Raw genomic sequence first — 12,325 nt, forward strand, 5'->3', positions numbered from 1 at the left:
ATGTCCGAGGACTTCCTGAAGGTTGCCCTGGCGGCGAAAGAGGCCGCCGCCGAGCTGGCCCCGCTGCCGAGGGCGCCGAAGGACGCCGCGCTCCGCGTGATGGCCGACGCGCTCGTGGCCGCCTCCGCCGAGATCGTCGCGGCCAACGCGCTCGACGTGGAGAGGGCCAGGGAGAGCGGGATCTCCGAGTACATGATCGACCGCCTCCGCCTCGACGAGGCGAGGATCGGGGCGATCGCCGAGGCGGTCCGTCAGGTCGCCGACCTTCCCGACCCCGTCGGCGAGGTGATCCGGGGCAACACACTGCCCAACGGGCTGGAGCTGCGCCAGCTCCGGGTCCCGCTCGGCGTGATCGGCATCATCTACGAGGGCCGCCCCAACGTGACCGTGGACGCCGCGGCGCTCTGCCTCAAGAGCGGCAACGCCACCCTGCTGCGCGGCTCGTCCAGCGCGTACGCGTCGAACACGGTCCTCGTTAGGATCATGCAGGAGGCGCTGGCGGGCACCCAGGTGCCCGCCGGGGCCGTCCAGCTGGTCCCCGGGCAGAGCCGCGACTCGGTCAAGGAGCTCATGCGGGCTCGCGGCCTGGTCGACGTGCTGATCCCGCGCGGCGGCGCCTCGCTGATCAACTCGGTGGTGGAGGAGTCCACCGTCCCGGTGATCGAGACCGGCGTGGGCAACTGCCACGTCTACGTCGACGCCGACGCCGACCAGGACCTCGCGATCCAGATCCTGATCAACTCCAAGGTCCAGCGGCCCTCGGTGTGCAACTCCGCCGAGACGCTCCTGGTGCACGCGGCCGTGGCCGACGCCTTCGTGCCGCGCGCGCTGGCGGCGCTGGCGGCGGAGGGCGTCACGGTGCACGGCGACGCGCGCGTCGCGGCGTACGGCGACGTGGTGCCCGCCGAGGAGGAGGACTTCCGGATGGAGTACCTCTCGCTGGACATCGCCGCCGCCGTGGTCGACTCGCTGGAGGACGCGGTGGCGCACATCAGGAAGTACGGCTCGGCCCACACCGACGCGATCGTCACGCGCTCGGTCAGCGCCTCCCGCAGGTTCGTCGCGCTGGTCGACTCCGCGGCCGTGGCGGTCAACGCCTCGACCCGGTTCACCGACGGCGGGGAGTTCGGCTTCGGCGCGGAGATCGGCATCTCCACCCAGAAGCTGCACGCGCGCGGTCCCATGGGCCTGCCGGAGCTGACCTCGACCAAGTGGGTCTACACCGGCGAGGGCCACCTGCGCACGGCCGAGGGTACGGTCCTCGCCTCGCCCGAGGCCGCCTCCCGATAGTTCCTCGGTGGAGGCCTCCCGGGTGTCGTGTGTGCCGCGGCACGGCGGCACCCGGGGTGTCCCCGGTGTCGCGGGTGCCCCGGGCGCCGGAGTTCCGGGGTGACGCGGGCCGCCGATGCCCCGGTTCGGCACGCGGGGGTCCTGCCCGGGCCCTATGGTGTAGCCGGTACTCCAGAGGTTCGTCGGGGATCTCGTTCGCGCCTCTCTTTGGTTGCCGAGCGTTACGGCGTGTCGCTCCATGTAATCTCGGTAGCCAGTGGTTTGACTGGATTCTATGGAAATCGTCGTTGCGTTCCTTTTCATAGGTCTCGTCCTCTTTAGTGCTGACCGGTTGCTGTTGCTGCTGGAGAGCCGCGGGCACGTCAACTGGCGCCGTACCGGACGCCGGGACCTGTCGGCGGAACCCACCGCGAGACTCGACAGCCTGCTGGAAGACCCGGACCGCGGGCCGGTGTGCCGGCCCTGAGACGCCCGGCCCGTGGCGTGACCCGAGCCCGGCGGGCCCCGTGCCCGCGGAGCGTCCCGCTTTCCCGGATCTTTCCGGGAGTCCGGCGTGCCATCGGGAAAACGTCACACTCGCCCGCTATGGTGTGGTCTCCTATGGCTGGAGAGCAGGGAAGCGAGCGGGAGTGAGCGACCCGATAGGCGCAGCGGTCCCTGACCCATGTGGCCGACGCAGGAGGTCACGTGGGTCGTCTCGGGCGGGTCGGTCCCTACACGTTGCTGGAACGTCTCGGCCGTGGGGGAATGGGCGAGGTCTACCTCGCCTCCAGCCGCCGGGGTGACAACGTCGCGCTCAAGGTGCTCCACGACGTCCACGACGCCGGCTCCGAGGCCCGGGTGCGCCTGGAGAGAGAGGTTCGCGCCCTCCGCAGGGTGGAGAGCCCTTACGTCGCCCGCGTCGTCGACGCCGACCTCGACGGTGACCGGCCCTACCTGGTCATGGAGCACATCGAGGGTGACACTCTCCTGGAGCGGGTGCGCCGCGACGGCCCCTTGCGGGACGGTGCCCTGCTCAGCGTGGCGCAGGGGCTGGCCGTCGCCCTGTCGATCATCCACGCGGCAGGGGTCGTGCACCGCGACCTCAAACCGGCCAACGTGGTGGTCGACGGAGACGACGAGCCCGTCCTCATCGACTTCGGCATCGCCCACGTCCTGGACGCCACCCGGCTCACCCTGACCGGCACCTTCCTGGGCACTCCCGGCTACGCCGCCCCCGAGCTGTTCGCCGACGAGCACGTGGGCGAGCCCGCCGACGTGCACGCCTGGGCGGCCACCGTGGCCTTCGCCGCGACCGGCCGCCCCACCTTCGGCGGGGGCACCGTCGAGGCGCAGATGTACGCGATCCTCAACGGCCAGGCCGACCTCGAGGGCGTCCCGGCCGCTCTGCTGCCGCTGATCCGCGCCGCCCTCCACCGCGAGCCGGCCAAGCGCCCCACCGCGGCGCTCCTCACCGGGCGCCTGGGCCGCCTGGCCCGCGTGATCCCGTCAGAGGTGGGGGCGGTCCGGAAGTCGCCGGCTCCGGCGGGGGAGAGAACCGGCCCGGCCAGGAAGCAGGAGAGCCGCTCCAAGCCCGCCGCCAAGGGTGAGGATCCCGCCAGGGGCGGCAGGGCGGCCAGGGCGGAGACCGGCAGGGGACGGCCGCCCGCCCCGGCGGACGGCGCGGGGCGGGCGCCCCGGCCCCCGGCCGGTGCGGACGGCACGCCACGCGGCGGGCGGGCGGTCCCCGCCGGTGAGGCGGCTCGTGCGGCGCGGGTGCTCCCGGTGGCGGGTGAGACGTCCCGCGGCGGCCGCCCGGCCGCCGCGGTCGGTGAGGCGTCCCGTGGCGGGCGTCCGGCCGCCGCGGTCGGTGAGGCGTCCAGGACCGGCCGGGTCCCCGTGGCCGCCGAGACGTCCCGCGGTGGGCGCCCGGCCGCCGCGGCCAGGACCGTCCGGCGCCAGGCGGGTAAGGGGAGGCGCGGTGCGGCCGGAGAGCTCCGGGGCGAGGGCAGGGCGGGGCCGTTGCCCGCGGGCAACGCGGCGCTGCTCCTGCTGGCCGTCCTGGCCGTCCCGTGCGTCGTGGCCACGGCCATCTGGCCGCCGGCAACCTTCGCCGTCACCGGGTTGTTCGCCACGCTGGCCCGTACGCTGTGGGTCGGTCACTGGCTGGTCAGGAAGCGCAAGTCGGTCAGGACCCGGGCGATCCTGCGGGTGCTGGGGTTCCCGCTGACCTTCGCCGTCTCGCTGCTGGCCGCCCTCGTGTGGCCGGGGCTGCCGGCGGCGGCCCTCGCCGGGTGCGCGCTCTGGCTGACCCTCGGTGGCTCGCTGCCGCCCGACTGGTGGGCGCACCCCGCCCCGGTCGCCGTCGCCGGCGTCGTGTTCGGCGTCGTCTGCGGGGGCATCCTCGGCAGGGAGATCGAGCGGATCGGCGCCGAGCTCGTCGAGCTCCGCAAGGAGGGTCTGCGCGCGCTGGCCGTGCTGGGCGGGTTCGTCGCCCTGTGCTCCGCGGCCGTACGCGCGATCGCCCTCCTCGTGTAGGGGGTCCGGTCCGGGGGCGGCGCGGGGAGGGACTTCCCCGCGGCGGGGTCGGCGGAGGCCGGGCGACCCCGGCCGGTGTGGCGACCCGGGTGCCTCGGGAGGGCGGGGCGCCGGTGCGGTTATCCGGCTTCGTCATTCTCGTGACGCGGTAACAGGACAATCCTGCTTATGGATGGCTCGCATGGAAAAGGGTCCGGGAACAGCTGCCCGGACCCTTTCGGTGGAACTCTCCGTTAATTTCCATCGCGGCGGGAGAAGCGATTGAAGATGCGCTCTCCGGCGTTGACGGCGCCTTCGGCCACGTCGCGCAGGACGCCGATGAACGGGTCCTGGGACTGCGACCAGGAGTCGCGGTAGGAGCGGGCGGCGGCCCTGATCTCCTCGGAGATCTTCGCGTTGGCGTCGTCGGTGCGGCGGGGGTACTCCCCGGCGATGATCGTGTCGTACTCGCCGCCGCGGCGCCACTTGTCGAGCTCGGCGACGCGGGAGACGGCGAACGGGTGGGTGGTGCCCAGCAGGTTGAGGACCTTGAGCAGGCCGTCACGGACGTCGCCCGCGGTGTCGTACTCCCGCGCCTGGTCGAGGAAGGCCTCGATGTTCATCTCGTGCAGGCGCGAGCCGCCGGCGAGCTTCATCAGGGCGCGCAGCGCCGCGTCGGAGTCCTGGCCGCAGAGCAGGCCGCCACGGTCGGCGGACAGCTCGGACTTGCGGTGCCACTCCTCCAGGCCGGCCACGATCGCGCGCAGGCCGATGTAGCCGAGCGGAATCCAGGCCACGCGGGTAGCCAGCCGGGTCAGGATGTCGAGCATGGTGCGGTAGACCGCGTGGCCCGACAGGATGTGGGCGGTCTCGTGGCCGATGACGAAGCGCTGCTCCTCCTCGTCCATCAGGTCGAGGAGGCCGGTCGTGACGACGATGAACGGGTCGTCGAAGCCGATCGCCTTCGCCTGCGCCAGCGGGCTCTGCTGCACGTAGACCTCGGGAATGCGGTGGAGGTCGAGCGTGTAGGCCGCGTCGCGGCCCATGTCGTGCAGGGCTCGGAACTGGGTGTCGCTGGTCCGCACGGCCGAGGCGAGGTAGATCAGGCGCAGGCGGCGCTCGCTGACCAGGCCGGACATCTGCTTGAGCACCGTGTCGAACCCGCTGAGCGACCGGAGGGCGACCAGCGCGGACCGATCGGCAGGATGTTCGTAGGCGCGCGAGCTGATGCCGGGAAGCTGCACGCGGTGGCGATCCGGGGTGGTGGTCATGTCCGGCATGCTACGTCGGGTCCGCCTGCCACGCGCGGGGGGTGGTTAAAAGCTGTGTACGGCTTGCACGTATGGTCCGTTTCATGATGAACGCGCCTACCGGCAAGGGGAAGCGACGTCTGGGCGTCATGGGCGGAACCTTCGACCCGATCCACCACGGCCACCTGGTCGCGGCCAGTGAGGTCGCCCACCACTTCGATCTCGACGAGGTGGTCTTCGTGCCGACGGGCCAGCCGTGGCAGAAGGCGGACAAGATCGTCTCAGCCGCCGAGGACCGCTATCTCATGACGGTCATCGCGACCGCCTCCAACCCCCGGTTCTCGGTGAGCCGCGTCGACATCGACCGCCCGGGGCCCACCTTCACCATCGACACGCTTCGGGAGATCTCCGCCGCCTGGGGACCCGACGTGGATCTCTACTTCATCACCGGCGCCGACGCCCTCGCCCAGATCCTGAGCTGGCGCGACGTCGACGAGCTGTTCACCATCGCGCACTTCGTAGGGGCCACCAGGCCCGGCCACGTCCTGCACGACCCCGGCCTGCCGGAGGGCAAGGTCAGCCTGGTGGAGATCCCGGCGCTGGCCATCTCGTCGTCGGAGTGCCGCCAGCGGGTGGCCTCGGGGGAACCCATCTGGTATCTCGTCCCCGACGGCATCGTCCAGTACATCAACAAGCGGCATCTCTACGGCAGTACGTCCTCGTGACATCGTGATCTCCAGGCCTCTGGCGAGCGGGCCTGAGCGGACCCGCGCGAGCCTGGTCGGTGTTCTCACCGGGCGGGCCGGCAGGGCCGGCAGGGCCGGAAGGGGGCCGGGGGCCGGCGCGGAGAGTGGCCGGAGCGGCGGATGGTGAAAAATCCGGTGAATCACGATGATCTGGTGAAATGCCGCAGGTGAGAACGTGTTCCGATGAAATTCGCTATGATTCGGGAAGTTTGCGTGGGACGAGTATCCGCAGCTCACCCGGCATGACCGTCGAACGGCCCGGCCGGTGCCCGTCCCACCCGAGATCGACAAGCGCGGTCCCGACCGCGGAGGACGCCCCTGATCAGGCCGCCAATTCGTTTGCGGCGCGGAATCGGGTGGCACACGATAGGCGTTGTTCAAAAGGTGGCTCTTCAACGAGCGCCGAATCGGGCACCCTGATAGGTGACAGCGCCGACTAGCAGGAGGACTGACCCACACCGTGACAGCAACCGACAGATCCGTCCAGCTCGTCAGGCTCGCCGCCGAGGCGGCGGCCGACAAGCTGGCCGATGACATCCTTGCCTACGACGTGAGCGACCAGCTCGTCATCACCGACGCGTTCGTGCTCTGCTCCGCCACCAACGACCGTCAGGTCCGCGCCATCGTCGACGAGATCGAGGACCGGCTGCGGATTGAGGCCGACGCCAAGCCCGTCCGCCGCGAGGGCGAGCGCGAGGGCCGCTGGGTCCTGCTGGACTACATCGACATCGTCGTGCACGTCCAGCACGAGGAGGATCGTACCTTCTACGCGCTGGAGCGCCTGTGGAAGGACTGCCCCTCCATCGCGCTGCCGGACAGCGTGACCCAGGTCGCCGCCCAGCGCGCCCGCGGGGCGGTAGCTGAGTGAGTCGTCGCGTCGTCTGCCTCAGGCATGGCCAGACGCTGTGGAACGTCGAGCACCGCTTCCAGGGTCACAGCGACATCCCCCTTGACGAGACCGGGGTCGCGCAGGCCGCCCGCGCGGCCTCGCTGCTCGCCGCGCTCCGCCCCACCATGATCGTCTCCTCCGATCTCCAGCGGGCCTTCGACACCGCCTCGGCGCTGGGCCGCGTCACCGGCCTGGACATCACCGTCGACAAGGACCTGCGCGAGCGGGGCGGAGGCCAGTGGGAGGGGCTCACCCGGGAGGAGATCTCCGAGAGGTGGCCCCGGGAGTTCACCAACTGGGAGGCGCCGGGCGGTGAGGCGGTCGGCGACGTCGCCGACCGGGTCTCCTCGGCCGTGCGCCGCTGGGCTGCGGAGGTCGACTCCGACGGCCTGCTGGTCGTCGTCTCGCACGGGGCGGCGATCCGGCTCGGCATCGCCAGGCTCATGAACCTGCCGCAGGAGCTCTGGCCCGCCCTGGGCGGCCTCGGAAACTGCTCGTGGTCGGTGCTGGAGGAGGCGCGCAAGGGCTGGCGCCTGCTGGAGCACAACGCCGGGACCCTGCCCGAGCCGGTCAGCAGCGACGACAACCCCGAGGTCACCCAGGAGTGACCTTCGAGCGGCGCGGCTTGCGCCCCGGTGGCGGGCGCGGGCCGTGTGGTCGTCGATTAGGTGAACACGCGGGTGTCCTTATATGCTTCCCGAGCGCCGCGACGAGAGCACTCGAAGCGGTGACCAGGGGCTATGGCGCAGCTGGTAGCGCGCCTCCATGGCATGGAGGAGGTCTGGGGTTCGAATCCCCATAGCTCCACGTCGGGCCGTTCTCCGGACGGGCCGCGAAGACGTCGCCGAGATCCCGCCCGATCACCTCGATCGGGCGGGATCTCGGCGTTTCCGGCCTCGGGAACGCCGGTCGTCTTCCGAGGTCTGGGAACGGCGCCGGTCGTTTTGAGGCCTGGGAACGGCCGTGGTCACCCGGTCCCGGGCCGGCCGTAGATCCCGGCCACCGCCCGCGCGGTCTCCGCGACGAGGTCGCGCAGCTCCGCCGGGGCGACGACCTCCAGATCCGCGCCGAAGCGCAGGAACTCCGCCAGCGCGTGCCGCGGGGACTCGACCGGGACCGTGAGCCGCGTCCAGCCCTCGTGGTCCGGGGCTTCCGCGGTGGCCTCGGCGGCCCGCAGCACGGCCGGGCGGACCATGTCCGGCAGTCGTTGCATGCCGAACGGCGAGAGCCGGATGACGGCCTCGCCCCGCAGGAGCCGCGCCTCGAACTCCTCCAGGGCGCCGTTCCAGTGCGCGGCGAGGTCGAAACCGGCGGGCCGCTCGAACGACTCCGGGAGCGCGCGCAGTTCCATGATCTGCGAGACCCGGTAGGTGCGCACGTGCTCGCCGCCGCGCGCGACGAGATACCAGCGTCCCGCCTTGAGGACCAGCCCGTACGGCTCCAGCGTGCGGGCCACGTCCTGGGGGGCCTTCCAGCGGTGGTAGCGGATCTCCAGGCGGCGCTCGTTCCAGACGGCGTCGGCCACCGCGGCCAGGTGCGGGGTCTCGTCGGCGCCGTGGTACCAGCCGGGCGCGTCGAGGTGGAAGCGCTCGCGGATCCGCCCGGCCCTGTCCCTGAGCTCGACCGGGAGCGCCGCCATCAGCTTGAGCCCCGCGGCCGTCACCACCGAGCCCAGGCCGAGCTCAGCGGCGGGACCCGGCATCCCCGCCAGGAACAGCGACTCCGCCTCGCCCGCGGTCAGCCCGGTGAGCCGGGTGCGGTAACCGTCGAGCAGCCGGTAGCCGCCGGAGGGTCCCGCGTCGCCGTACAGCGGCACGCCGGCGGAGTGGAGCGATTCCACGTCGCGGTAGACGGTCCGGACCGAGACCTCGAGTTCGGCCGCCAGTTCCCGGGCGGTCATCCTGCCGCGGGTCTGCAGGAGCATCAGCAGGGAGATGAGACGGCTCGCGCGCATGTCACGAATTATCCGGCGAGGGCGTGGAAACGGATTCCCGGCTCGCCCTTGCCGCGCCGGCCGCGCCTCCTCCGTCTGGACGCGAGGCCGGCACGGTAGGGCGAGCCGGAAACCGTGGACGCGGGTGACGTCCGCGCTCCTCTCCATGATCGGCCAGTCGGAGCGGTGAAACAGCGTGTTTTAGCCTTACTTAAGGTGGGTTTACGGGTGACCTAACCAACCTTCCCTGCGGCACCCCGTAGCGGCGTACGGCGCGCTTCCCGGCGGCCCGGGACAGGTCTCTCAGCGCGTCGCGTTCCTGCGCGGCCAGCGGTCGCCGACCAGGCGCCGGGCGGTACGCGGGGGCCGGTCGTGCCGGTCGGTGCGGAACCAGAGCTGGACCCTGGCGCCGCCGAGGGAGGAGGCGTCGATTCGCAGCGTGCCGCCCGAGGACTCCGCGAGCCTGCGGGCGATGTCCAGGCCGAGCCCGGTGGATCCCGCCCCGCTGGCCCCGCGCCGCAGCGCCGCCTCGGGGTCGGGGATGCCGGGACCGGCGTCGGCGATCAGCATGCCCACGGTGCCCGCGCCCTGGTGCAGGGTCGCCGTGAACGCCGTGCCCTCGGGGGTGTGCCGGAAGACGTTGCCGAGCAGGGCGTCCAGCACGGCGCTGAGCTCGGTGGCCGCGACCGGGACCCGCGCGGGGGCCGAGGCGCCGATCAGCTCCCACGGGCGCCGCTGGTCCTCGGCGAGCGCGGACCAGAAGGTCAGCCGTTCGCGCAGCACCTCGGCGGCGTCGCAGTGGACGAGTTCCGGCGCGCGGGAGGGCTGCCTGGCCGCCGCGATGATCTGGTCCACCTCGGCCTCCAGGCGGCCCAGCGCGCTCCTGCTCTGCTCGGCCTCGGGTCCCAGGTGGTCCAGGCTGAGCCGGAGCGCGGTGAGGGGGGTGCGCAGGCGGTGCGACAGGTCGGCGGCCATCTCCCGCTCGGCGGCCAGCAGCTGGGTCACGCGGTCGGCCATGCTGTTGAACGCCTCGCCGGCCGCGACCAGCTCGGGCGGGCCCTCGGGCTCGATGCGGACGCTGAGGTCCCCGGCGCCCAGGGCGCTCGCCGCCCGGCCCAGCCGCCGGGCCGAGCGCACCACGCGCACGCCCAGCCGGTCGCCGACCAACAGCGATCCGGCGACGAGCACCGCCGCCACCCCGCTCAGCACCGCCCACGACGAGGCGACGCCCCGGGTGAGGTCCGCCGACGGGATGAAGATCTCGATGACCACGGTCCTGCCGCCGTCCAGGGCGACGGGGCGCAGCAGGAGGTAGCCGGTGTCCATCTCCGCGGTGATGGCCCGGGTGAGCCGGGAGGCCGCGGCCACGGTCTCGGCGGGGGCCCTGACGGTGCCGGCCGAGCCGCCGCCGGGCAGGTGGACCGCGATCCGGTCCCGCGCGCCGGTGCTGAGCAGCGCGTGAGTCAGCCGGTCCGGATCGACGGTGATGGCCAGCACCGGGACCAGCGCAGACGCCTGCCGCTCCGCCTCTGCCATGGCCCGGCCGTGGGCGATCTCCCTGACGATGAGCCCGAGCGGTATCAGGAAGGCCAGGGCGACCATCGAGGTTCCCGCGACGGTGAGCAGGGCCAGGGTCCGCCTCACGGCGGTGTGATCAGCATGACCCCCACGCCGCGCACGGTGTGCAGGTAGCGGGGGGAGGAGGCGCTCTCGCCGAGTTTGCGCCGCAGCCAGGACAGGTGGACGTCGATCGTCTGGTCGTCCCCGTAGGACTGCTGCCACACCTCGGTGAGCAGTTCCTTGCGGGAGACCACCCGGTCGGCGCGGGCGGCGAGGTAGGCGAGAAGGTCGAACTCGCGCCTGGTGAGGGTGAGCGCGGCGCCGTCCAGCCCGGCCTCGCGCCGGTTGAGGTCCACCGACAGCGCGCCGACGCACAGTACCGCGGGCGGGGTCGCGCTCCGCGCCCGGCGCAGCACGGCGTCCAGACGGGCGTTCAGATGGTCGCCGGAGAACGGTTTGACCAGGTAGTCGTCGGCTCCCGCCTGGAGCAGGCGGACGATCTCCGCCTCGTTGTCCCTGGCCGTGGCCACGATGACCGGCACGCTGGAGACGCTGCGGACCATCTTGAGGGCCTCCGCCCCGTCCAGGTCGGGCAGCCCGAGGTCGAGGACCACCGCGTCCGGAGGGTTCTGGGTGATCTCCCTCAGCGCGTCGAGGGCGCGTCCCGCGCTGCGCACGGCGTGCTGGCGCCTGCTGAGTTCCTGGATGATCGCGGATCGTACGTACTCGTCGTCTTCGACCACTAGAACCGTCGCCATGCCATGTAACGGTAGTGAACAGTGAGACATATGGCGTAATAATTCACGACATGCGGCAGACGCTGGGATTCATAGCGGTGTGGTGCGGGGCCACCGTCCTGGCGATCTCGGTCGCCTGGTTCGGCGTCCGTGACGTGCTCCGCAGTGAGGTCTTCGACGACGCGAGCATCGAACCGCTGAACGCCGCCATCGGCCGTACGGGAGACTCGACGCTCCCGCCGGGAGCGCCCGCGGGGCCGCAGGCCGTCGGCACGCCGACCGCCTCCTCCGCCGCGCCCGGCCGGACCTCCGCGCCCCGTACCACCCCGTCCGGGCGGGAGACCGCCGGGCCGCGACCGGGCCGTTCCCCGTCGAGGACCGCCGCGACGCCGGTACGCGCGCGGGAGACCGGGCTCTCCCGTCCCGGGCCGTCGGCGTCCCCGTCCAGGCCCGCCGCGACCCAGGCCGCCCCCGCCCCCTCCTCGTCCGCCGCGCCCAAGGCGACGGCCACCAGGACGCAGTCGATCTCCACCGAGAACCTGCGCGTGGTGAACGTCAAGGGCGGTTCGGTCTCGTTCGCCATCGAGGACGGCGTGTGCCGCCTGATCGCCGCCGCCCCCAACGCGGGCTACGAGGCCAAGGTCGCCTCGGCCACCGGCTGGATCCGGGTCGACCTCGTCCAGGGACAGCACGGCTCGGCGGTCTTCTGCATCGGAGGGGAGAACCGCACCGACCTGTGGGAGTACTAGGACCGGTGCGCGGGAGCGCCGGGATCGCGGGGGTGCTCTTCGGAAGGGCCGGGGTGTCGGTCGCGGAGGTCGTGGGGTGCTCCGTCGTGGGGTGTTCCTCGGGCGGGTCCGGGGGCCGGTCGCGGAGGTCGGGGGGTGTTTCTCACGCGGGTCCGGGGGGCCGGTCGCCGAGATCGCGCAGGCGCGCGGCGGCCTCGGCGACGCGGTCCTCGCCGAAGACCGCGACGCCGTGCCGTTCCAGCAGGGCTGTGGTGACCCCGTGGCCGGGCACCCGCCGGCCGCCGAAGGCGCCGTCGTAAACGGTCAGGCTGCCGCAGGAGGGGCTGCCCTCCTTCAGGATCGCCACCCTCACACCGTGGGCCCGCGCGGCGGCGAGCGCCGCCCGCGCGCCGGCCAGGAAGGCCTCCGTGACGTCGGCGCCCCCGGCGGTCAGCACCCGGGCCGTCCCGGCCAGCACCGCCTCGCCCCCGGCTCCGCCCTCGATCTCCGCGGCCGGACGCGGGACGGGCAGGCCGCCCTCCACCTCGGGGCAGAACGGGACGAGCCGTCCCTCCCGCCGCCACGCGGCCAGCAGCGCGTCGCCGCTCGTCTTGGCGGCCCCGTCGTAACGGACCCTCCGCCCCATCAGGCAGGCACTGACCAGGATCCTCTCCACGGCCCCAGAGTACGTGGCGC

12 protein-coding genes and 1 tRNA gene are annotated in these 12,325 nt (G+C 72.6%); 8 read left to right on the top strand and 5 right to left on the bottom strand.

Going from position 1 to position 12,325, the window contains the following annotated elements:
- From ACTOQ2_RS22200 to ACTOQ2_RS22210, 3 genes are all read left to right on the top strand, one after another.
- A complete protein-coding gene (locus ACTOQ2_RS22200; protein WP_440101826.1) occupies nucleotides 1-1,290 on the top strand; it encodes a glutamate-5-semialdehyde dehydrogenase in 1,290 nt (429 codons plus the stop codon).
- A gap of 274 nt (nucleotides 1,291-1,564) precedes the next feature.
- Nucleotides 1,565-1,756 (top strand): hypothetical protein, encoded by a 192-nt coding sequence (locus ACTOQ2_RS22205; RefSeq protein ID WP_440101827.1) that lies wholly within the window; start codon nucleotides 1,565-1,567, stop codon nucleotides 1,754-1,756.
- Nucleotides 1,757-1,977: 221 nt separating this feature from the next.
- A complete protein-coding gene (locus ACTOQ2_RS22210; RefSeq protein WP_440101828.1) occupies nucleotides 1,978-3,807 on the top strand; it encodes a protein kinase domain-containing protein in 1,830 nt (609 codons plus the stop codon).
- 233 nt (nucleotides 3,808-4,040) lie between these two features.
- Here the strand turns inward: ACTOQ2_RS22210 and ACTOQ2_RS22215 are convergent, their stop codons facing one another.
- Nucleotides 4,041-5,066 carry a M48 family metallopeptidase gene (locus ACTOQ2_RS22215; protein WP_440101830.1) on the bottom strand — a complete coding sequence of 342 codons (1,026 nt, stop codon included), beginning with the start codon at nucleotides 5,064-5,066 and terminating at the stop codon, nucleotides 4,041-4,043.
- Nucleotides 5,067-5,140: 74 nt separating this feature from the next.
- Here ACTOQ2_RS22215 and nadD point away from each other — a divergent pair, with 74 nt between their 5' ends.
- The 4 genes from nadD to ACTOQ2_RS22235 all read left to right on the top strand — a co-directional run bounded on the left by nadD (nucleotide 5,141) and on the right by ACTOQ2_RS22235 (nucleotide 7,478).
- The gene (gene nadD, locus ACTOQ2_RS22220; protein ID WP_440101831.1) at nucleotides 5,141-5,761 is read left to right on the top strand and encodes a nicotinate-nucleotide adenylyltransferase; all 621 of its coding nucleotides are present in this window, start codon (nucleotides 5,141-5,143) and stop codon (nucleotides 5,759-5,761) included.
- A 481-nt stretch (nucleotides 5,762-6,242) separates the two neighbouring features.
- Nucleotides 6,243-6,650, top strand: coding sequence for a ribosome silencing factor (rsfS, locus tag ACTOQ2_RS22225; protein WP_350973855.1), 408 nt, complete (start codon nucleotides 6,243-6,245; stop codon nucleotides 6,648-6,650).
- Entirely contained in the window at nucleotides 6,647-7,279 is a 633-nt protein-coding gene (locus tag ACTOQ2_RS22230) for a histidine phosphatase family protein (protein WP_440072400.1), read from the top strand. Before rsfS ends, ACTOQ2_RS22230 begins: the two co-directional genes overlap by 4 nt.
- A gap of 126 nt (nucleotides 7,280-7,405) precedes the next feature.
- Nucleotides 7,406-7,478, top strand: a tRNA-Ala gene (locus ACTOQ2_RS22235).
- 160 nt (nucleotides 7,479-7,638) lie between these two features.
- On the opposite strand, the gene ACTOQ2_RS22240 is transcribed toward ACTOQ2_RS22235, so the two are convergent.
- The 3 genes from ACTOQ2_RS22240 to ACTOQ2_RS22250 form a co-directional block, all read right to left on the bottom strand.
- Nucleotides 7,639-8,625, bottom strand: a complete 987-nt coding sequence (locus ACTOQ2_RS22240; protein ID WP_440101833.1) for a helix-turn-helix transcriptional regulator — start codon at nucleotides 8,623-8,625, stop codon at nucleotides 7,639-7,641.
- Between the two features lie 282 nt (nucleotides 8,626-8,907).
- Nucleotides 8,908-10,248 carry a sensor histidine kinase gene (locus ACTOQ2_RS22245; RefSeq protein WP_440101834.1) on the bottom strand — a complete coding sequence of 447 codons (1,341 nt, stop codon included), beginning with the start codon at nucleotides 10,246-10,248 and terminating at the stop codon, nucleotides 8,908-8,910.
- The gene (locus tag ACTOQ2_RS22250) at nucleotides 10,245-10,922 is read right to left on the bottom strand and encodes a response regulator transcription factor (RefSeq protein ID WP_440072403.1); all 678 of its coding nucleotides are present in this window, start codon (nucleotides 10,920-10,922) and stop codon (nucleotides 10,245-10,247) included. Before ACTOQ2_RS22250 ends, ACTOQ2_RS22245 begins: the two co-directional genes overlap by 4 nt.
- Before the next feature lie 50 nt (nucleotides 10,923-10,972).
- Between ACTOQ2_RS22250 and ACTOQ2_RS22255 the strand changes: the two genes are divergently transcribed.
- Complete coding sequence (locus ACTOQ2_RS22255; protein WP_440101836.1) at nucleotides 10,973-11,650, top strand: hypothetical protein; 678 nt, start codon at nucleotides 10,973-10,975, stop codon at nucleotides 11,648-11,650.
- A 142-nt stretch (nucleotides 11,651-11,792) separates the two neighbouring features.
- Here the strand turns inward: ACTOQ2_RS22255 and ACTOQ2_RS22260 are convergent, their stop codons facing one another.
- Nucleotides 11,793-12,305, bottom strand: coding sequence for a DUF523 domain-containing protein (locus tag ACTOQ2_RS22260; RefSeq protein WP_440101838.1), 513 nt, complete (start codon nucleotides 12,303-12,305; stop codon nucleotides 11,793-11,795).
- Nucleotides 12,306-12,325: the final 20 nt, after the last annotated feature.

The sequence above is a fragment of the Streptosporangium sp. H16 genome (assembly GCF_051918855.1).
Classification (GTDB): domain Bacteria; phylum Actinomycetota; class Actinomycetes; order Streptosporangiales; family Streptosporangiaceae; genus Streptosporangium.

Coding starts and splice junctions, on each gene's coding strand:
- ACTOQ2_RS22200 (WP_440101826.1), top strand. CDS start 1: ATGTCCGAGGACTTCCTGAAGGTTGCCCTGGCGGCGAAAGAGGCCGCC.
- ACTOQ2_RS22205 (WP_440101827.1), top strand. CDS start 1,565: ATGGAAATCGTCGTTGCGTTCCTTTTCATAGGTCTCGTCCTCTTTAGT.
- ACTOQ2_RS22215 (WP_440101830.1), bottom strand. CDS start 5,066: ATGCCGGACATGACCACCACCCCGGATCGCCACCGCGTGCAGCTTCCC.
- nadD (WP_440101831.1), top strand. CDS start 5,141: ATGATGAACGCGCCTACCGGCAAGGGGAAGCGACGTCTGGGCGTCATG.
- ACTOQ2_RS22240 (WP_440101833.1), bottom strand. CDS start 8,625: ATGCGCGCGAGCCGTCTCATCTCCCTGCTGATGCTCCTGCAGACCCGC.
- ACTOQ2_RS22250 (WP_440072403.1), bottom strand. CDS start 10,922: ATGGCGACGGTTCTAGTGGTCGAAGACGACGAGTACGTACGATCCGCG.
- ACTOQ2_RS22255 (WP_440101836.1), top strand. CDS start 10,973: ATGCGGCAGACGCTGGGATTCATAGCGGTGTGGTGCGGGGCCACCGTC.